We start from the raw sequence: 17,709 nt of genomic DNA, 5'->3' as shown, positions 1-17,709 counted from the left end.
TCCTTCGGGGGCGGGCCGGGGGTCAGGCGCTGCGCAGGAACCGGTCGAGCACCCGGACGCCGAAGTGCAGGGCCTCGACGGGCACGCGCTCGTCCACGCCGTGGAAGAGCGCCTGGTAGTCGAAGCCGGGCGGCAGCTTCAGCGGGGAGAAGCCGTAGCCGGTGATGCCGAGCCGGGAGAACTGCTTGGCGTCGGTGCCGCCGGACATGCAGTACGGCACGGCGCGTGCGCCCGGGGCGAACTCCTCGACGGCCTCGCGCATCAGGGCGAAGGTCGGCGAGTCGACGGGGGCCGTCAGCGCCGTCTCGCGGTGGTGGAACCGCCAGTCGACGTCGGGGCCGGTGAGCTGGTCGAGGGTGGCCCTGAACTCCTCCTCGCCGCCCGGGACGAACCGGCCGTCGATCAGGGCGCTGGCCTCGCCGGGGATGACGTTGACCTTGTAACCGGCGTTCAGCATCGTCGGGTTGGAGCTGTTGCGGACGGTCGCCTCGACCAGGGAGGCGGCCGGGCCGAGCTTGCCGAGGAGGACGTCGACGTCGAAGTCCTCGGCGGCCGGGTCGGCGTCGATGCCGTAGAGGGCCGCGAGTTCGGTGAGGGCGGCCTGGACCGTGGGGGTGAGGCGGAGCGGCCACGCGTGGTCGCCGATCCGGGCGACGGCGGCGGCGAGGCGGCTGACCGCGTTGGAGTGGTTGACCTTGGAGCCGTGCCCGGCGCGGCCGCGGGCGGTCAGCTCCAGCCAGCCGGTGCCCCGTTCGCCCGCGGCGATGGGGTAGATCTCGCGGCCGGTGCCGTCGTGGAAGGTGAAGGCGCCGGACTCGCTGATGCCCTCGGTGCAGCCCTCGAAGAGCGTGGCGTGGCGTTCGGCGAGGAACTCCGAGCCGTCCTCGGCGCTGGCCTCCTCGTCGGCGGTGAAGGCGATGACGATGTCGCGGCGGGGGCGTACGCCGGTGCGGGCCCAGGAGCGGGCCAGCGCGAGGATCATCGCGTCCATGTTCTTCATGTCGACCGCGCCGCGCCCCCAGACGACGCCGTCCTCGACCTCGCCGGAGAAGGGGTGCACGGTCCAGTCATCGGCCTCGGCGGGCACCACGTCGAGGTGACCGTGGACGAGGAGGGCGTCAGCGGTGGGGTCGGTGCCCGCGATACGGGCGACGACGTTGCCGCGGCCCGGGGTGCGCTCCAGGATCACCGGGTCGAGTCCGGCTCCGGCGAGCCGCTCGGCGGCGTACTCGGCGGCCGGGCGCTCCCGGCAGTCGCCGCCGCCCCGGTTGGTGGTGTCGATCCGGATCAGCTCGGAGGTGTAGGTGACGACCTCCTCCAGAACCGCGGCGTCGACGCCGGTGGTGGTCGCGGGGGCGGGCTGCTCAGCCATAGGTCTCCTCCACGGCGTTCGAGGCGACCGTGGTGACGGCCTTGAACGTCCGGATGGCTTCGTACATGGTCTCGCTGGTGTAGGCGGCGCGGAGTTCGCCCGTCAGGGCGACGCCGGGGACGACGGTGACGGCGGCGGCCAGGTGGGCGGCGTCGAACTCCAGGTCCACGGTGTGCGGTCCGGCCTGCACCGGATCGTGGCGAACGGCGAGGCGGGCCGCGTCCCGGGCGGCGACGCGGATGTCGGCGGCGGTCCGCTCGGGGGTGCGGCAGACGGCCGCGTACCGCGAGACGTGGTCCTTGACCGCGACCCGCTCGGCGTCGGGCGCGTACCCCTTGGAGTCCTCGCAGGCCACGTCGTCGCCGGTGACCAGGACGACCGGCACCCCGTACTCGGCGACGACGTGCGCGTTGAGCAGGCCCTCGCTGGCGCGGACCCCGTCGAGCCAGACGCCGGTGAGCGAGTTGGCGAGGTAGGTGTGGGCGAGGACGCCCGCCATCCCGGCGCCCGCGTGGTAGCCGACGAAGGCGATGCCGTCGACGTCGCCGTGCTGGACGCCCTCCACCATGCTGAGGCTCTTGTGGCGGCCGGTGAGCATCTGGGCGCGCGCATCGAGGCGCTCCAGGAAGAGGTTGCGCATCGTCCAGTGCGCCTCGTTGATCAGCACCTCGTCGGCGCCCCCGTCGAAGAACCCGAGGACGGCGGCCTGGACGTCGGAGGTGAACATCGACCGGCACCGCTCCCACTGGGCGTGTCCCGGCAGGACGTCGTGCGGCCAGGTCACCCCCGTGGCGCCCTCCATGTCCGCGCTGATCAGGATCTTCACGCCCGCTCCGTTCGGCTACGGGGGCGGATCTTGTTCCGCCCGGCGGGGTCACCGTACGCCTTGGGCGAGGGTGGCGGGTAGAGGGATTCGGCCGGGTCGGGCGGGGTGTTTCGGCCGGACGCGGGGACCGGGGGCGCCCCTGGTCGGAGCGGGGGCGCCCCCGCCGCGGCGGGTCCCTGGTCCGCTCAGTCCTCGTGGCCCAGGAGCAGGTCGCGTTCGGTGCGGCCGCCGCCCGCCACCTGGAGGACGGTGGCGACCGGCGGGTAGCCGGAGGCGATGACGGTGTACTCGCCGGAGGAGAGGTCGACGAAGCGGAAGGTGCCGTCGGCGGCGGTGGTCTGGGAGTCGACGACGTTGCCCCCGGCGTCGAGGAGGGTGACGCGGGCGTCCTCGACGGGCCGTCCGCCGCCCGCCCGGACGGTGCCGCGCAGCACCGCTCCCCCGGCCAGCTCGATGTCCTGGCGGGTCTCGCGGGACGCCTGGACGCTCACCGGCAGGGCGGTGGGGCGGTAGGCGTGGGCGCTGGCGGCCAGCGTGTACTCCCCGGCGACCAGTTCGGAGATGACGTAGCCGCCCTCGCGTCCGCTGCGGGTGGAGGCGACGACCTCGCCGCGTACGTCGGTCAGGGTGACCGTGGCGTCGCGGACCGGGACGCCGTCGGCGGTGAGGACGGCGCCGGCGAGGCGTCCGGCGCCGCCGAGGACCACGTCGAGCTCGACCGGGCGCTCGCCGACGGTGACGGTGACGGCCTGCGGCTGGTGCCCGCCGGCCGCCGCGATCAGCACGAAGCTGCCGCTGCCGGGGGTGGCGAGCGCGTACCGGCCGTCGCCGTCACTGGCGCCGCGCCCGATCTGGCGGCCGGTCACGTCGATCAGGGTGAGGGCGGCGCGCGGCACGGCGGTGCCGTCGGAGTGCTGGACGCTGCCGCAGACGGCGACCCCGGCGGTGTGGGCGGTCCGGGCGGCGGGGAGCTGGGGCGCGGGCGGCGCGGCGGGCGCGGGTGCGGCGTGCGGTTCGGCGGCGGGGACGGGTGCGGGCCGGGACGCGGCGTGGGACACGAGGGGGGTCTCCTTGAGGAAGAAGGCGAGCAGCAGGCCCAGGAGGAGGACCGGCACGAGGTAGAGGAAGATCCGGGGCATGGCGTCGGCGTACGCCTGGATGTACGGGTCGCGCAGGGCCGGCGCCATGGCGTGCACCGCCTGCGGGGTGATCGCCTCGGGGTCGACGGTGCCGGTCGGCGCCCCGGCGGGCAGCCGGTCGGCGAGGGCGTCGGTGAGGCGCTGGGCGAAGAGGGTGCCGAAGACGGCGGCGCCGACGCTGCCGCCGATCTGCCGGAAGTAGTTGTTGGCGCTGGTGGCGGTGCCGAGGTCGGACGGGCGGACGGAGTTCTGCACGGCGAGCACCAGCACCGGCATGATCAGGCCGATCCCGGCGCCCAGCACGGCCATCCAGATGCTGTAGTGCAGCCGGGAGGTGCCGGTCTCCAGCTGGGAGAGCAGCCACATGCCGAGCGCGGCGAGGACGCCGCCGGCCAGCGGGTACGGACGGTAGCGGCCGGTGCGGCTGATGAGCTGGCCGGAGAGGATCGAGGCGCCGACGACGCCGCCCATCATGGGGAGCATCAGCAGGCCGGACTCGGTGGCGCTGGCACCGTCGACCATCTGGAGGAAGGTCGGCAGGTAACTGGCGGCGCCGAACAGGGCGATGCCGACCACAGCGCCGATCAGCCCGGTGATGTTGAAGATCGACTCGCGGAACAGCCGCAGCGGGATGAGGGGTTCGGCCGCGTAGTGCTCGGCGACGAGGAAGAGCACCGCCGAGACGAGGGCCCCGGCGCTCAGCGCGAGGATGGTCCGCGAGCCCCAGGCGTACTCGGTCCCGCCCCAACTGGTCAGCAGGACCAGGCAGGTGGAGGCGGTGGCCAGCAGCAGGGTGCCCAGCACGTCCAGGCGGCCGCGGGTGGCGGGCTTGGGGAGCTTGAGGACGACGGCGACCACGGCGAGGGTGACGAGGCCGAAGGGGACGTTGAAGTAGAAGCACCAGCGCCACGAGAGGTGGTCGGTGAAGAAGCCGCCGAGGAGCGGGCCCGCGACCGAGGCGAGGCCGAAGGCGGCGCCGATCAGCCCCATGTAGCGGGCGCGCTCCCGGGGCGGCACGATGTCGGCGATGATCGCCTGCACGCCGATCATCAGGCCGCCCGCGCCGAGGCCCTGGAGGGCGCGGAAGGCGATGAGTTCGTCCATCGACCGGGACCAGCCGGCGAGCCCCGAGCCGACGATGAAGACGACGATCGCGAACTGGAAGACGCCCTTGCGGCCGAAGAGGTCGCCGAGCTTGCCGTAGACGGGCAGCGAGATGGTCGAGGTGAGCAGGTAGGCGGTGATGGCCCAGGACATCTTGTCGAGGCCGTGCAGCTCACCGACGATCTTCGGCAGCGCGGTGGCGACGATCATCTGCTCCAGCGCCGCGAGCAGCAGGGCCAGCATCAGGCCGACGAAGACCATGCGGACCTGGCGAGGGCTGAGCCCCGCGTCGCCGGAGGCGGGGGCCGCGGGCCCGCCTCCGGGGGGAAACGCTTCGCCGGTCTCCAGGCGCACGGTGGGCGCGTCGTCGGGGGCGTACGCCCCCACGGGCTCCGGGGCGCCGGCCGGCGCGGGGGGCCCGGCGGGTTCCTCCCCGGAGGCCGTCCTGTGCTCCAGCGTCGTCCCGCCCACGTCACTCTCCCCTCGTCGCGCCGCGCCGACTGCGCCGACAACTGGCGCCAAGTCTGCGCGCCCGCACACAAGTCGGGGCAAGAGGGGCGACACGCCCCCGGACCCGGACAGGCGGCATCCGGGCCGGTGGGAGCCTTGCGACCGGCGAGGCGGCGTCCGCGAAAACCACTCGAAACGGTGAGGTGACAGCGCGCCGGAGTCGACGCGACGGGGGCGCCGCACGCGGGCGGCGCCCCCTGCCGAGGGCCACTTGCGGCGGCGAGCGACCACGATCCAGCCCGGCAGGCGCTTGAGGCTCCCCAGGGGACGGGAGGCACGAGGGCCGCGCAAGAGCGGCCCCCGCACCGCCCCGCCCGGCCTCCCGCGGCGCGGCCTACTTCTCCAGCACGGCCGCCAGCTTGGCCAGGGTCTGGTCGTGGATGCGGGCGAGGCCCTTGGGGGCGAAGGTGCGCTCGAAGAAGCCGCCGATGCCGGTCGCGCCGTTCCAGACGGTGCGCACCTGGACGCGGGCGCCGCCCTGCCCGGCGGGGGTGACCGTCCAGGTGGTGACCATCGAGGAGTTCCGGTCGGTCTCGACCAGTTCGCCGTCGGAGGGCTCCTTGACGTCGAGCAGGCAGTCCCGCACCCGCTTGCTGGTGGCCTGGAGCTTCCAGTGGACGAGGGTGCCGTCTCCGTCGCCGCCCTCACGCACCTCGTACTCGCTGTACTGCTCGGGAAGGATCGTTCGACGGGTACCGCTGTAGTCGGCCAGCGCGTCGAAGACGTCGTCCGGCTTCGCCGCGATCGTCCGCTCCGTGGTGGCCTCGACCTGCGCCATGTCACTTCCTCCAGCACTCGGGTTACGGGTCGGACAAAGCCAACCACCCCCGCCCCGGCCGCTCAAATCCCCGCCTTCGCCACCGTGCGGCGATCATGGGAACACATGTTCTATTGTGGCGAACGACGTCAGGAGGAAGACCATGCGCTGGGAGAACCTTGCCGAGCAGCCGGTCCGCCCGGGCACCGACGCCGCGCTCTTCGGAGCCGAGGCCGTCGTGACCCGGACCATCGACACACCCGAGTTCCGAGGCATCACCTTTCACGAGATCCGCGCCCGTTCGATCGTCAACCGCGTCCCGGGCGCCTCCCGGATGCCGTTCACCTGGACGGTCAACCCCTACCGGGGGTGCAGTCACGCCTGCGTGTACTGCTTCGCCCGCAACACCCACCGCTACCTCGACCTCGACACGGGGCTCGGGTTCGACTCGCAGATCGTCGTCAAGACCAACGCGCCCGACCTGCTCCGCCGTGAGCTGGGCGGGCCCCGCTGGCAGGGTGGCCACATCGCGATGGGCACCAACGTCGACTGCTACCAGCGGGCGGAGGGCCGGTACCGGCTGATGCCCGGCATCATCGAGGCGCTGCGGGACCACGCCAACCCGTTCAGCATCCTGACCAAGGGCACGCTGATCCTCCGCGACCTGGACCTGCTCGCCGAGGCCGCCGAGGTCACCGACGTGGGCATCTCCCTCTCCGTCGGCTTCACCGACCGCGAGCTGTGGCGCACCGTCGAGCCGGGCACCCCCGCGCCCGAACGGCGCCTGGAGGTGATCCGCGCGCTGGCCGGGCGCGGCATCGACTGCGGCGTGCTGATGGCGCCGGTCATCCCCTTCCTCGGCGACCACCCGGAGCAGCTGCGGGCGACCGTCCGCGCCATCGCCGAGGCGGGCGCCTCCTCGGTCACCCCGCTCGTGCTGCACCTGCGCCCCGGCGCACGCGAGTGGTACTTCCAGTGGCTCGCCGAGCACCACCCGCACCTGGTCGGCCGGTACGAGCGGCTCTACGCGGCCGGGGCGTACGCCCCGCACAGCTACCAGCGCCGGATCACCGGCCAGGTCCACGAGCTGGCCCGCGAGTACGGCATCGGCCCGGCGCGCTCCGGCGCGGCCCGCCGCATCCGGCCCGAACGAGAGCCCGCTCCGGCGCAGGACGAGCCGGAGCAGCTGACGCTGCTCTGAGGCGGAGCCCCCCAGGGAGGGCGGCTCCCCGGGGCGCGCGCCCCACCGGTGCGCTGCGATCCGCCGCGGCGGCCACGCCGACTGTCGGACGAATGGGCCACCCGGGGGCGGAGTCTCCGGGACGATGCGCCGGGGGCCGCAGGGTGCGGTGCCCGACTCCGCACCCTGGAGGCTCAGTGAACAGACGTGCCCTGGCCCTGTGCGGCGCCGCCGTGTCGGTCGCCGCGCTCGTCCCGGCGGCTCCGTCGGCGGCGGCGCCCGCGGCGCCGGCCGCACCGCCCGCGATCCGCTGGAGCGACTGCGCGACCAAGGCCCATCCGACGCTCCAGTGCGGCACGGTCGAGGTCCCGCTGGACCACGCACGGCCGGACGGCCGCCGGATCACCCTGGCGCTCAGCCGCGTCCCGCACACCGCGCCGACCTCGCAGGGCCCGCTGCTGGTCAATCCGGGCGGCCCCGGCGGCAGCGGCCTGAGCCTCGCCGGCCACGTGGCCACGGCGCTGCCGGAGGAGGTGGCGGGCCAGTACGACGTGATCGGCTTCGACCCGCGCGGGGTGGGCCGCAGCCGGCCGGCGCTCGACTGCCGCCCCGGCCACTTCGCCGCCGTGCGCCCCGCGAGCCTGCCGCTGACCCGGGCCGGCGAGCGCGCCAACACCGACCGCGCCGCCGCCTTCGCGGCCGCCTGCGGCGAGCGCCACGGCGACCTGCTGCCCCACCTGGACACCCGCAGCGCCGCCCGCGACCTCGATGTGATCCGCGCCGCCCTCGGCGCCCCGCGCATCAGCTATCTCGGCTACTCGTACGGCACCTACCTCGGCGCCGTCTACGCCAAGCTCTTCCCCGAGCGGGTACGGCGCCTCGCGCTGGACTCGGCGGTCGACCCGGACGGCGTCTGGTACACCAACAACCTCGCCCAGGACTACGCCTTCGAGGACCGCCACCGGGCCTTCCTCGCCTGGGTCGCCCGGCACGACGCGGTCTACGGCCTGGGCACCGATCCGGCCGTGGTCGAGGGCGCCTGGTCGCGGATGCTGTCGGCGGTCGCCGCCGACCCGGCCGCGGGGACGGTCGGCGCCGCCGAACTGGAGGACACCTTCCTGCCCGGCGGCTACTACGACGGCTACTGGCCCCGGCTGGCCACCGCCTTCGCCGCGTACGCCAAGGACGGGGAGAGCGCGCCGCTGGTCGCCGCCTACCGCGCGCTGGCCGAGGGCGACGCCTCCGGCGACAACGGCTACAGCGTCTACACCGCCGTGCAGTGCCGGGACGCCGGGTGGCCCCGCAGGTGGAGCCAGTGGCGGGCGGACGCCTGGCGGGTGCACGCGAAGGCGCCCTTCCTGGCCTGGAACAACACCTGGTACAATGCGCCGTGCGCGAGCTGGCCCGTCCCGGCGCTCGCCCCGCCGGACGTCACCAACGCCGCGATCCCCCCGGCGCTGATCCTCCAGGCGACGGGGGACGCGGCCACGCCGTACGAGGGCGCCGTCTCGCTCCACCGCAAGCTGCGCGGCTCGTCGCTGGTGGTCGAGGAGGGCGGCGGGAACCACGGTGTGACGCTGGGCGGCAACGACTGCCTCGACCAGCACCTGGCCCGCTACCTCGCCGACGGCACCGTGCCGAGCGGCTCCGGCACCGGTGAGGCGGACGCGACCTGCGCACCGCTGCCCGAGCCGAGGCCCGCCGTCGTGAAGGCCACCACCCGGGCGGTGCCGGAGCGGAGCGACGGCCAGGCGCTGCACGGCCTGCTCCCCCGCCACGGCTGACCCGGCGGGACCCGCGGCGCCCCGCTCAGCGCGGCAGCCGTTCCAGCGCGCCCCGGGCGACGATCGCCAGCCCGGGGCGCGCCAGCGCCGCCCGCAGCACGGGGCGTGCGCAGGGGTCGCCCAGCTCCCCGAGCCCGTCGGCGCAGGCGAGGGCGACGGCCTGGTAGCGGTCGCCGGGGGCGAGTCGGCGCTCCAGCACGGCGATGAGGGCGGGCACCGCCTCGGGGGCGCGGAGCGCCACCAGCAGGCGTACCGGGTGGAGGGCGTAGGCGACGCGGAGTTCGTTGGTGGCGAGGGCGGCGGCGGCCCGGGCCGTCCTCGGATCGCCGAGTTCGGCGAGGGCGTGGGCCGCGCTCGCGCACCGCCCGGGTTCGCGGTGGTTGAGCAGCAGCACCAGCGTCTCGAAGGCCCGCCGGTCCCCCGCCGTGCCCAGCCGGAAGGCGGCCAGCTCCCTGGCCCACAACGGCTCCTGGGGCGCGGTCAGCACGGTGTTCAGCTCCTCGTCACCGGCGGCCGCGAGCCATTCCACCCGGGGGTCCTCCCCGGCCTCCTTCGACGCCCGCGCCAGCAGGCCCCGCCACACATCCTGGTCCATTCCCCGACCCTAGGCCCGGACCCGCACCGGTATCCGGGGAATGTCCGAATCCGGTGGTTCCCGGTCGGGCGCCGGGCACCCCGCCGGGCCGGGCGGACGATTCCATAAGCTGACCGCATGACCAGGGAGACCCGCACACTGCCGGCCCACGCGCCCGGCGCGGTGGAGACGCCCTTCGTCATCCAGGGGTACGAGGAGGTCGTCCCGCACGACACCGCGTGGAACGACCACTCCCATCCCTTCCACGAACTGCTGTGGAACGAGCGGGGCGCCTCATCGGCGATCGTGGGGTCCCGGATCTGGACCATCACCCCCGCGGTGGGCCTGTGGATGCCGGCGGGCACCCTGCACGGCGGGGCGGCGGCGGCCGGGATCTGCCTGCGCGCCAGCTTCTTCGGCTTCCGCACCACCTCGTCCATCTCGGACACGCCGGTGGCGGTCGAGATCACCCCGCTGCTGCGGCTGCTGCTGGAACGGCTCGGCGAACCCGGGCTGCCGCCCGCCTCCCGGGCGGCCACCGAGACACTGGTGCTGGACGTCCTCACCCCCGCCCCCCGCGAACTGCTGGTACGCCTGCCCGCCTCCGCCCTGCTGCGTCCGATCGCCGACGCCGTACGCGAGGACCCGGGCGACCGGCGGACGCTGACCGACTGGGCGGCCGCGCTCGGCGTCAGCCCGCGCACCCTCACGCGGGCGTTCACCACCGAGACGGGCACCAGTTTCGCGCGCTGGGTCGCGGCGGTCCGCGCCCAGCACGCCATCGGGCTGCTGACCCGGGGCTGGGAGGTGGAGGCCGTGGCCGAGCAGGTCGGCTACCGCTCGTCGAGCGCCTTCGGCGCCGCCTTCCGCCGGGCGACCGGGCTCACCCCCGGCACGTTCCGGCCCGGTTGAGCCGTACCCGGACCCGGCGACCCGGCTGACGTGAGGCGCACGCACGTCTGCTCGCGCGCCCGGCCCGCAGCACCGCCACCCTCCCTGTGAGCCCCACGGCACTTCGCATGTCCCGATCGCTACAGCGGCTGTCTCATCCGGTTGATTGCGACACTCGACCCGCCTCTCATAAAGTGCCAAGGCAAGGCTTACCTAAGTCGCTTGTGCAAGCGCGGTGCGCCTTCCGCGACGGTGCCCCCTGCCCGGACGCGCGAGAGGCGCCACCCCCGACACCCGAAAGCTGGGCACGCACCCATGTCCTCACACCGCCTTCGCCTGGTCGCAGCGGCCGCCGCCCTGCTCACCCTCTCCGCCTGCGGCAGCGGCGCCGACACCGAGAGTGCCGACACCGCGGAAAGCAAGGACCAGAAGGGCAGTTCGAGCAGCTTCCCGCTGACCGTCGAGCACGCCCTGGGCAAGACCACCATCCCCGCCGAGCCGAAGCGCGTCGCCACGGTGAACTGGGCCAACCACGAGGTGCCGCTCGCCCTCGGCGTCGTCCCGGTCGGCATGGCGGCGGCCAACTTCGGTGACGACGACGGCAACGGGGTGCTGCCCTGGGTCGAGGAGAAGCTGGACGAGCTGAAGGCGGACACCCCGGTCCTGTTCGACGAGACCGACGGCATCGACTTCGAGGCGGTGGCCGACACCCGGCCCGACGTGATCCTCGCCGCGTACTCCGGGCTCACCCGCAAGGACTACGACACCCTCAGCAAGATCGCACCGGTGGTCGCCTATCCGGACGCCCCCTGGGCCACGCCGTGGCGCGAGATCATCCGCACCAACAGCGAGGCGATCGGCATGGCCGGCGAGGGCGAGAAGCTGATCGAGGAGCTGGACGGCGAGATAGCCGCGACCGCCGCCAAGTACCCGCAGCTCAAGGGCAAGACGGCGATGTTCATGACGCACGTCGACCCCAACGACGTCAGCGAGATCGGCTTCTACACGACGCACGACACCCGCACGCAGTTCTTCCTCGACCTCGGCATGAAGACCCCCGGCAGCATCGAGAAGGCGTCCCAGGGCACCAAGAAGTTCGCCCTGACGCAGAGCGCCGAGCAGATCGACGCCTTCGACGACGTCGACATCGTCACCGGGTACGGCGACGAGAAGGGCGAGCTGCTCACCTCGGTCCGCAAGGACCCGGTGCTCTCCAAGATGCCCGCCATCGAGCGGGGTTCGGCCTACCTGCTGCCCGGCAGCTCCTCGCCGCTGGCCACCGCCGCCAACCCGACGCCGCTGTCGATCTCCTACGTGCTGGACGACTACGCCGCCGCGCTGGCCAAGGCCGCGGACAAGGTCAAGTGACGACGCTCGCCACCCGGCGCGCGCCGGACGCCGTGATCCGGCGTCCGGCGGGCGTCCGCACGCTCTGGCTCGTCGCCGCCCTGCTCGTCCTGGCGGCGGTCATGGCGGCCTCCATCGCGTACGGGTCGCGGGACGTGCCCTGGCCGGACGTGCGGGCGGGGCTCGGCGGCGCGGACGCGACGCTGGGTCAGGCGGCCGCCGCCAAGCGGATCCCGCGCACCCTGCTGGCCGTGGTGATCGGTGCCGCACTCGCGCTCTCCGGCGCCGTGATGCAGGGCGTGACCCGCAACCCGCTGGCCGACCCGGGCATCCTCGGCGTCAACATGGGCGCCTCGCTCGCCGTGGTGACCGGCGTCGCGTTCTTCGGGCTCACCTCCCCGACCTCCTACATCTGGGTGGCGATCGCGGGCGCCGCCGCCTCGGCGCTCTTCGTCTACACGGTCGGCACGCTCGGCCGCGGCGGCGCCACCCCGCTGAAGCTCGCGCTGGCCGGGGCAGCCACGTCCGCGGCGTTCGCCTCGCTGGTCAGCGCGGTGATCCTGCCGCGCAACGACATCGCGGGCAGCTTCCGGCTCTGGCAGATCGGTGGCGTCGGCGGCGCCTCGTACGACCGGATCGGGCAGGTGCTGCCGTTCCTGCTGGCGGGTTTCGCCCTCTGCCTGCTGTCGGCGCGCGCCCTCAACTCGCTCGCCCTCGGCGACGAGCTGGCGGCGGGGCTCGGCGAACGCGTGGCGCTGGTGCGGGCGGTGGCCGCGCTCGGTGCCGTCCTGCTGTGCGGGGCGGCGACCGCGGTCGCCGGGCCGATCGCCTTCGTCGGCCTGCTGGTGCCGCACACCTGCCGGCTACTGGTCGGCGTCGACCACCGCTGGCTGCTCCCGCTCTCCATGCTGCTGGGCGCGGTGCTGCTCACCGTCGGCGACGTGGTAGGCCGGGTCGTGGCCCGGCCCGCCGAGATCGACGTGGGCATCGTGACGGCGCTGATCGGAGCACCCTTCTTCATCTACATCGTCCGCCGACAGAAGGTGCGTGCCCTGTGAGCGCCCCCGTCCTCACCCGGCCCGGCGCCGAACCGGCCCCTGCCGCCGTCGCGGCCGCCGCCCGGCGACGCGTCCGGGGCGCCTCCCGCCGCCGCCTGGTCGTGCTGGTGCTGGCCGCCCTCGTGGTGGCGGCCTTCGCCACCACGCTGGTGGCGGGACGCACCTACTACCCGCCGGGCGACGTGCTGCGGGTGATCCTCGGCGAGCAGGTGCCGGGCGCCTCGTTCACCGTCGGCGAGCTGCGGCTGCCGCGCGCGGTCCTCGCCGTGGTGGCCGGGTTCAGCTTCGGCCTGGCGGGCGTCACCTTCCAGACCATGCTGCGCAACCCGCTGGCCAGCCCGGACATCATCGGCATCAGCTCCGGCGCGAGCGCGGCCGCCGCCCTCGCCATCGTCACCCTCTCCCTCGGCGAGGTGCAGGTGTCGGTGGTCGCCATCGCCGCCGGCCTCGGCGTCGCCCTGCTGGTGTACTCCCTGGCGTTCAAGGGCGGCGTCGCCGGGACGCGGCTCATCCTGATCGGCATCGGCATGTCCGCGATGCTCGACAGCATCACCTCGTACGTGCTCTCCCAGGCGGCCGAGTGGGACCTCCAGGAGGCGATGCGCTGGCTCACCGGCAGCCTCAACGGCGCGACCTGGGAGGAGGTCGTCCCGGCCGCCGTCGCCGCCGTCGTCCTCACCCCGCTGCTGCTCGGCCAGAGCCGCAACCTCTCCGCGCTGCAACTCGGCGACGACACCGCCTCCGCCCTCGGTGTCCGCGTCGAACGCACCCGGATCACGGTGATCGTCGCCGCCGTCGGGCTGATCGCCTTCGCGACGGCGGCTGCCGGACCGATCGCCTTCGTGGCGTTCCTCTCCGGGCCCATCGCCGCCCGGATCGTGGGGGCGGGCGGCTCGCTGCTCGTCCCGGCCGGCCTCGTCGGCGCCCTGCTGGTCCTCGTCGCCGACTTCTGCGGCCAGTTCGCCTTCGGCGAGCGCTACCCGGTCGGCATCGTCACCGGCGTGCTCGGCGCCCCCTACCTCGTCTACCTGATCGTCCGCACCAACCGGGCGGGAGGCTCGCTGTGACCACCGACCACTCACTGACCGCCGAAGGGCTCACCCTCGGCTACGCCGACCGGGTCGTCATCGACTCCCTCGACCTGGTCGTGCCGCCGGGCCGGATCACGGTGATCGTCGGCGCCAACGCCTGCGGCAAGTCGACGCTGCTGCGGTCGATGTCCCGGCTGCTGGCGCCCCGTCAGGGCCGCGTCGTGCTGGACGGGCGGGAGGTGCACCGCTTCCCCGCCAAGGAACTGGCCCGCACCCTCGGCCTGTTGCCGCAGTCGCCGCTGGCGCCCGAGGGCATCACCGTCTCGGACCTGGTCGGCCGCGGCCGCCACCCGCACCAGGGCGTCTTCTCCCGCTGGAGCGCGCAGGACGACGCGGCGGTGGCCTCGGCCCTGGAGGCGACGCAGACGGAGGAGCTGGCCGACCGCGCGGTGGACGAACTCTCCGGCGGGCAGCGCCAGCGCGTCTGGATCGCCATGGCGCTGGCCCAGCAGACCGACCTGCTCCTGCTGGACGAGCCCACCACCTTCCTCGACGTGAGCCACCAGATCGAGGTGCTGGACCTGCTGACCGACCTGAACGCCTCGCGCGGCACCACCGTCGTCATGGTCCTGCACGACCTCAACCTGGCGGCCCGGTACGCGGACCACCTCATCGCCCTCGCCGAGGGCCGGCTGCACGCCCACGGCACCCCGGCCGAGGTGCTGACCGAGGAGACCGTCCGCGTCGTCTTCGGCCTGGAGAGCCGCATCATCGAGGACCCCGTCTCCGGCCGCCCCCTGATGCTCCCGATCGGCCGCCACCACGCCGGGGGCGCCTCCGGCGCGGCAGAGGAACCCGTACCGGCTCAGGCGGCGGGCCGCTGAACCGCCGGGTGTGCGGGCCCCGGACGCGGCCCGCACACCCGGCCGCAGGGACGACAAGGGACTGGCGCGCTCGTTACCCACTGGTTAAGCTCAGAGGAGCGCGGGCCGGACACCCGCGCGTGAGCCCTCGCGGTGGCCTGGTGACGCAGCCACCGCCCACGGGGACCCGCCGGTCGGTCCGGCAGCAGTACGTACGACGGCGTGGCCCGGGACAGGCCCGCCGCCCTCCCCTCACCGGGTGCGCCAGGCGCCCCGGCCGTCGTCACCCCTCATCCCAGGAGTCCTCGATGGACCGTCCTTCCCTGTCCCCTTCCTCGTCGCCGTCCCCGTCCTCCCAGCCCTCCTCGTCCTCCCCCGCCTCCGCCCTGCGCACCGTCGCCGTGGTCGGCCTCGGCACCATGGGGACGGGCATCGCCGAGGTGCTGGCCCGTGCCGGGCGCGAGGTCGTCGGCATCGACGTCAGCGAGGCGCAGGCGGCCCTCGCCGTGACCGCGGTGGAGAGCTCCACCGCCCGGGCCGTCGCCAAGGAGCGCATGACCGAGGGCGAGCGGAGCGACGCGCTCGCCCGGTTCCGCGTCTTCACCGACCTCCAGGCGGCGGCCGACGCCGACCTGGTCATCGAGGTCGTCCCGGAGTCGTACGAGATCAAGCAGCAGCTCTTCCGGGACCTGGACGCGGTGGTCCGCCCCGACGCGATCCTCGCCACCGGCACCAACGCCCTGTCGGTGACCCGACTCGCGGCCGAGTCGCGGTGCCCGGAGCGGGTGCTGGGGCTGCACTTCTTCAACCCGGCCCCGGCGATGAAGCTGGTCGAGGTGGTCTCCTCGGTGCTGACCTCCCCGGACGCGGTGGAGCGGGTCACCGAACTCGCCCTGGAACTGGGCAAGGAGCCGGTGGCCGTCGGCGACCGGCCGGGCTTCGTCGCGGACGGCCTGCTCTTCGGCTACCTCAACCAGGCCGCCGCGATGTACGAGGCCAAGTACGCCTCCCGGGAGGACATCGACGCGGCCATGCGGCTGGGCTGCGGCCTGCCGATGGGTCCGCTGGCCCTGCTCGACCTGATCGGCGTGGACACCGCCCGTACCGTGCTGGACGCGATGTACGCCGAGTCCCGCGACCGGCTGCACGCCCCGGCGCCGGTCCTCCGCCAGCTCAGCGAGGCCGGACTGACCGGCCGCAAGGCGGGCCGCGGCTTCTACACGTACGAGCGGCCCGGTTCGGCGACCGTCGTGCGGGACGCCCTGACGCCGCTCTCCGGCGAGGCGGGGACGGCCCAGGGCCGCCCGGTCGGCTCGGTGGGCGTGGCCGGGTCCGGGACGATGGCCTCGGGGATCGCGGAGGTCTTCGCCAAGGCCGGTTACCCGGTGGTGCTCGCCGCCCGCAGTAAGGAGAAGGCGGCGAAGGCCAAGGCGAGGATCGCCAAGTCGCTGGGCCGCTCGGTCGACCGGGGCCGGACGACCGCCGAGGCGGCCGCCGCGACGCTGGAGCTGATCACCCCGGCGGGTTCGCTGGACGCCTTCGCCGAGGTCGACCTGGCCGTGGAGGCGGTCGCCGAGGACCTGGAGGTGAAGCGGCAGCTCTTCACCACGCTGGACAAGGTCTGCAAGGCCGGTGCGGTGCTCGCCACGACCACCTCCTCGCTGCCGGTGGTGGCCTGCGCGACGGCCACCGGCCGTCCCGAGGACGTCATCGGGATGCACTTCTTCAACCCGGCCCCGGCGATGAAGCTGGTCGAGGTGGTGCGGACCGTGCTGACCGGTGACCACGTGCACGCCACCGTCCGCGAGGTCTGCGCCAGGATCCGCAAGCACCCGGTGGACTGCGGCGACCGGGCCGGTTTCATCGTGAACGCGCTCCTCTTCCCGTACCTGAACAACGCGGTGAAGATGGTGCAGGAGCACTACGCGACGCTGGACGACATCGACGCCGCGATGAAGCTCGGCGGCGGCTACCCGATGGGGCCGTTCGAACTCCTCGACGTGGTCGGGCTGGACGTCTCGCTCGCCATCGAGCAGGTGCTGCACCGCGAGTTCCGCGACCCGGGCCTGGCCCCCGCCCCGCTCCTCGAACACCTGGTGGCCGCGGGCTGCCTCGGCCGCAAGACGGGCCGGGGTTTCCGCGAACATGCCCGCCGCTGAGCCGGCAGGTCAGTGGGGCGGGCTGCTCGGGCCGCCCGCCCGGGAGCGGGGCGCGTGGAGCGCCCCGCTCCCGGGCGGGGCGCGGGCCGACGCGCCGATGGAGTACGTTCAGGGCATGGCCCAGCCCGCTGACTCCGCACGACGGACCACCCGAACCGCCAGCCCCGCCGAAGTCCCGGAGAGCGCCGCCGGGAGCCGCGCGGCGGCGCAGCGCCTGAAGATGCGGCGCGAACTGTCGGCGGCGGCGATGGAGCTCTTCGCCACCAAGGGGTACGAGGCGACGACGGTCGACGAGATCGCCGCCGCCGCCGGGGTGGCCCGCCGGACGTTCTTCCGCCACTTCCGCTCCAAGGAAGAGGCGATCTTCGCGGACCACGACGACACGCTGATCCGCGCGGAGGCGGTGCTGAACGCCGCTCCCCCGCACGAGCACCCGCTGGACACGGTCTGCCGCGGTATCAAGGAAGTCATGAAGATGTACGCGGGCCATCCGGAGATCTCGGTGGCCCGCTACAAGCTCACCCGGGAGGTGCCGACCCTGCGGGAGGCGGAGATCGCCTCGGTGGCCCGGTACGAGCGGTTGTTCACGCGGTATCTGCTGGGCCATTTCGACGAGCACGCCCACATGGACGGCAGTGACGACCCGCTGCTCGCCGAGGTGGCGGCCTCGGCGGTGGTGACCGCCCACAACCACGTGCTGCGGCGCTGGCTGCGGGCGGACGGCAAGGGCGACGTGGAGACCCAGCTCGACCACGCCTTCGGCATCGTCCGCAACACCTTCGGCAGCGGCATAGGGGCCGGCCGCAAGGGCGCGGGCGCCGAGCAGGCCGACCAGGCCCCGGCGGCCACCACCACCCGGCAGGACGAGGTGCTGGTGACGGTGGCGCGGACGGACGCCCCGCTCGACGAGGTGATGCGGACGATCCGCGAGGCGCTCCAGCAGCCGGAGCGGTGAGCGAGGCCCCCCTGAGAGGGGCCGACGGAGGCGAGCCCGGTGGGCCGCGGCACTCGATGCCGCCGGCCCCCGGGCGCGGGGGCGGGCGGGGGGGCGCCCGCCCGCCCAAAGTGGGGGGCGCCCCCGGCCGCCCGGGGGTACCACCAAGCCCCCAACAGG

Annotated in this window: 14 protein-coding genes; 9 read left to right on the top strand and 5 right to left on the bottom strand. The window is 74.1% G+C overall.

What is annotated here, in order from left to right:
- Positions 1-22: 22 nt before the first annotated feature.
- From ACFWMZ_RS15900 to ACFWMZ_RS15885, 4 genes are all read right to left on the bottom strand, one after another.
- Positions 23-1,372: a M20/M25/M40 family metallo-hydrolase gene (locus ACFWMZ_RS15900; protein ID WP_383202028.1), complete on the bottom strand. Its 1,350-nt coding sequence runs from the start codon at positions 1,370-1,372 to the stop codon at positions 23-25.
- On the bottom strand, positions 1,365-2,198 hold the full coding sequence (locus ACFWMZ_RS15895; RefSeq protein ID WP_383183514.1) for a M55 family metallopeptidase: 834 nt from the start codon (positions 2,196-2,198) through the stop codon (positions 1,365-1,367). Before ACFWMZ_RS15895 ends, ACFWMZ_RS15900 begins: the two co-directional genes overlap by 8 nt.
- Positions 2,199-2,383: 185 nt before the next feature.
- Positions 2,384-4,912 (bottom strand): MFS transporter, encoded by a 2,529-nt coding sequence (locus ACFWMZ_RS15890; protein WP_383202025.1) that lies wholly within the window; start codon positions 4,910-4,912, stop codon positions 2,384-2,386.
- Positions 4,913-5,285: 373 nt separating this feature from the next.
- A complete protein-coding gene (locus ACFWMZ_RS15885) occupies positions 5,286-5,729 on the bottom strand; it encodes an SRPBCC family protein (protein ID WP_383183518.1) in 444 nt (147 codons plus the stop codon).
- Positions 5,730-5,871: 142 nt separating this feature from the next.
- On the opposite strand from ACFWMZ_RS15885, the gene ACFWMZ_RS15880 reads away from it, so the two are divergent.
- Together ACFWMZ_RS15880 and ACFWMZ_RS15875 are read left to right on the top strand one after the other, a co-directional pair.
- Positions 5,872-6,909, top strand: coding sequence for an Rv2578c family radical SAM protein (locus ACFWMZ_RS15880; protein WP_383183520.1), 1,038 nt, complete (start codon positions 5,872-5,874; stop codon positions 6,907-6,909).
- 176 nt (positions 6,910-7,085) lie between these two features.
- Positions 7,086-8,672 (top strand): alpha/beta hydrolase, encoded by a 1,587-nt coding sequence (locus ACFWMZ_RS15875; RefSeq protein WP_383183522.1) that lies wholly within the window; start codon positions 7,086-7,088, stop codon positions 8,670-8,672.
- A gap of 25 nt (positions 8,673-8,697) precedes the next feature.
- On the opposite strand, the gene ACFWMZ_RS15870 is transcribed toward ACFWMZ_RS15875, so the two are convergent.
- Positions 8,698-9,267, bottom strand: coding sequence for a HEAT repeat domain-containing protein (locus ACFWMZ_RS15870; RefSeq protein WP_383202023.1), 570 nt, complete (start codon positions 9,265-9,267; stop codon positions 8,698-8,700).
- Between the two features lie 117 nt (positions 9,268-9,384).
- Here ACFWMZ_RS15870 and ACFWMZ_RS15865 point away from each other — a divergent pair, with 117 nt between their 5' ends.
- From ACFWMZ_RS15865 to ACFWMZ_RS15835, 7 genes are all read left to right on the top strand, one after another.
- A complete protein-coding gene (locus ACFWMZ_RS15865) occupies positions 9,385-10,158 on the top strand; it encodes an AraC family transcriptional regulator (protein ID WP_383183526.1) in 774 nt (257 codons plus the stop codon).
- Positions 10,159-10,452: 294 nt separating this feature from the next.
- A complete protein-coding gene (locus tag ACFWMZ_RS15860) occupies positions 10,453-11,505 on the top strand; it encodes an iron-siderophore ABC transporter substrate-binding protein (RefSeq protein ID WP_383183528.1) in 1,053 nt (350 codons plus the stop codon).
- A complete protein-coding gene (locus ACFWMZ_RS15855; RefSeq protein ID WP_383202021.1) occupies positions 11,502-12,542 on the top strand; it encodes a FecCD family ABC transporter permease in 1,041 nt (346 codons plus the stop codon). Before ACFWMZ_RS15860 ends, ACFWMZ_RS15855 begins: the two co-directional genes overlap by 4 nt.
- On the top strand, positions 12,539-13,609 hold the full coding sequence (locus ACFWMZ_RS15850) for a FecCD family ABC transporter permease (protein ID WP_383202018.1): 1,071 nt from the start codon (positions 12,539-12,541) through the stop codon (positions 13,607-13,609). Before ACFWMZ_RS15855 ends, ACFWMZ_RS15850 begins: the two co-directional genes overlap by 4 nt.
- A complete protein-coding gene (locus ACFWMZ_RS15845; RefSeq protein ID WP_383183534.1) occupies positions 13,606-14,457 on the top strand; it encodes an ABC transporter ATP-binding protein in 852 nt (283 codons plus the stop codon). Before ACFWMZ_RS15850 ends, ACFWMZ_RS15845 begins: the two co-directional genes overlap by 4 nt.
- 287 nt (positions 14,458-14,744) lie before the next feature.
- Entirely contained in the window at positions 14,745-16,595 is a 1,851-nt protein-coding gene (locus ACFWMZ_RS15840; protein WP_383202015.1) for a 3-hydroxyacyl-CoA dehydrogenase family protein, read from the top strand.
- A 97-nt stretch (positions 16,596-16,692) separates the two neighbouring features.
- Positions 16,693-17,550, top strand: coding sequence for a TetR family transcriptional regulator (locus ACFWMZ_RS15835; RefSeq protein WP_383202113.1), 858 nt, complete (start codon positions 16,693-16,695; stop codon positions 17,548-17,550).
- Positions 17,551-17,709 lie beyond the last annotated feature (159 nt).

This window comes from Streptomyces sp. NPDC058373 (assembly GCF_042723275.1).
In the GTDB taxonomy this organism is placed as follows: domain Bacteria; phylum Actinomycetota; class Actinomycetes; order Streptomycetales; family Streptomycetaceae; genus Streptomyces.
The sequence above is the reverse complement of the archived record's forward strand: the minus strand, read 5'-3'. Positions and strand labels throughout refer to the sequence as shown.

What these genes read in the sequence shown, in the direction of transcription:
- ACFWMZ_RS15900 (WP_383202028.1), bottom strand. Translation starts at nt 1,372, where the DNA reads ATGGCTGAGCAGCCCGCCCCCGCGACCACCACCGGCGTCGACGCCGCG.
- ACFWMZ_RS15885 (WP_383183518.1), bottom strand. Translation starts at nt 5,729, where the DNA reads ATGGCGCAGGTCGAGGCCACCACGGAGCGGACGATCGCGGCGAAGCCG.
- ACFWMZ_RS15880 (WP_383183520.1), top strand. Translation starts at nt 5,872, where the DNA reads ATGCGCTGGGAGAACCTTGCCGAGCAGCCGGTCCGCCCGGGCACCGAC.
- ACFWMZ_RS15870 (WP_383202023.1), bottom strand. Translation starts at nt 9,267, where the DNA reads ATGGACCAGGATGTGTGGCGGGGCCTGCTGGCGCGGGCGTCGAAGGAG.
- ACFWMZ_RS15865 (WP_383183526.1), top strand. Translation starts at nt 9,385, where the DNA reads ATGACCAGGGAGACCCGCACACTGCCGGCCCACGCGCCCGGCGCGGTG.
- ACFWMZ_RS15860 (WP_383183528.1), top strand. Translation starts at nt 10,453, where the DNA reads ATGTCCTCACACCGCCTTCGCCTGGTCGCAGCGGCCGCCGCCCTGCTC.
- ACFWMZ_RS15840 (WP_383202015.1), top strand. Translation starts at nt 14,745, where the DNA reads ATGGACCGTCCTTCCCTGTCCCCTTCCTCGTCGCCGTCCCCGTCCTCC.
- ACFWMZ_RS15835 (WP_383202113.1), top strand. Translation starts at nt 16,693, where the DNA reads ATGGAGTACGTTCAGGGCATGGCCCAGCCCGCTGACTCCGCACGACGG.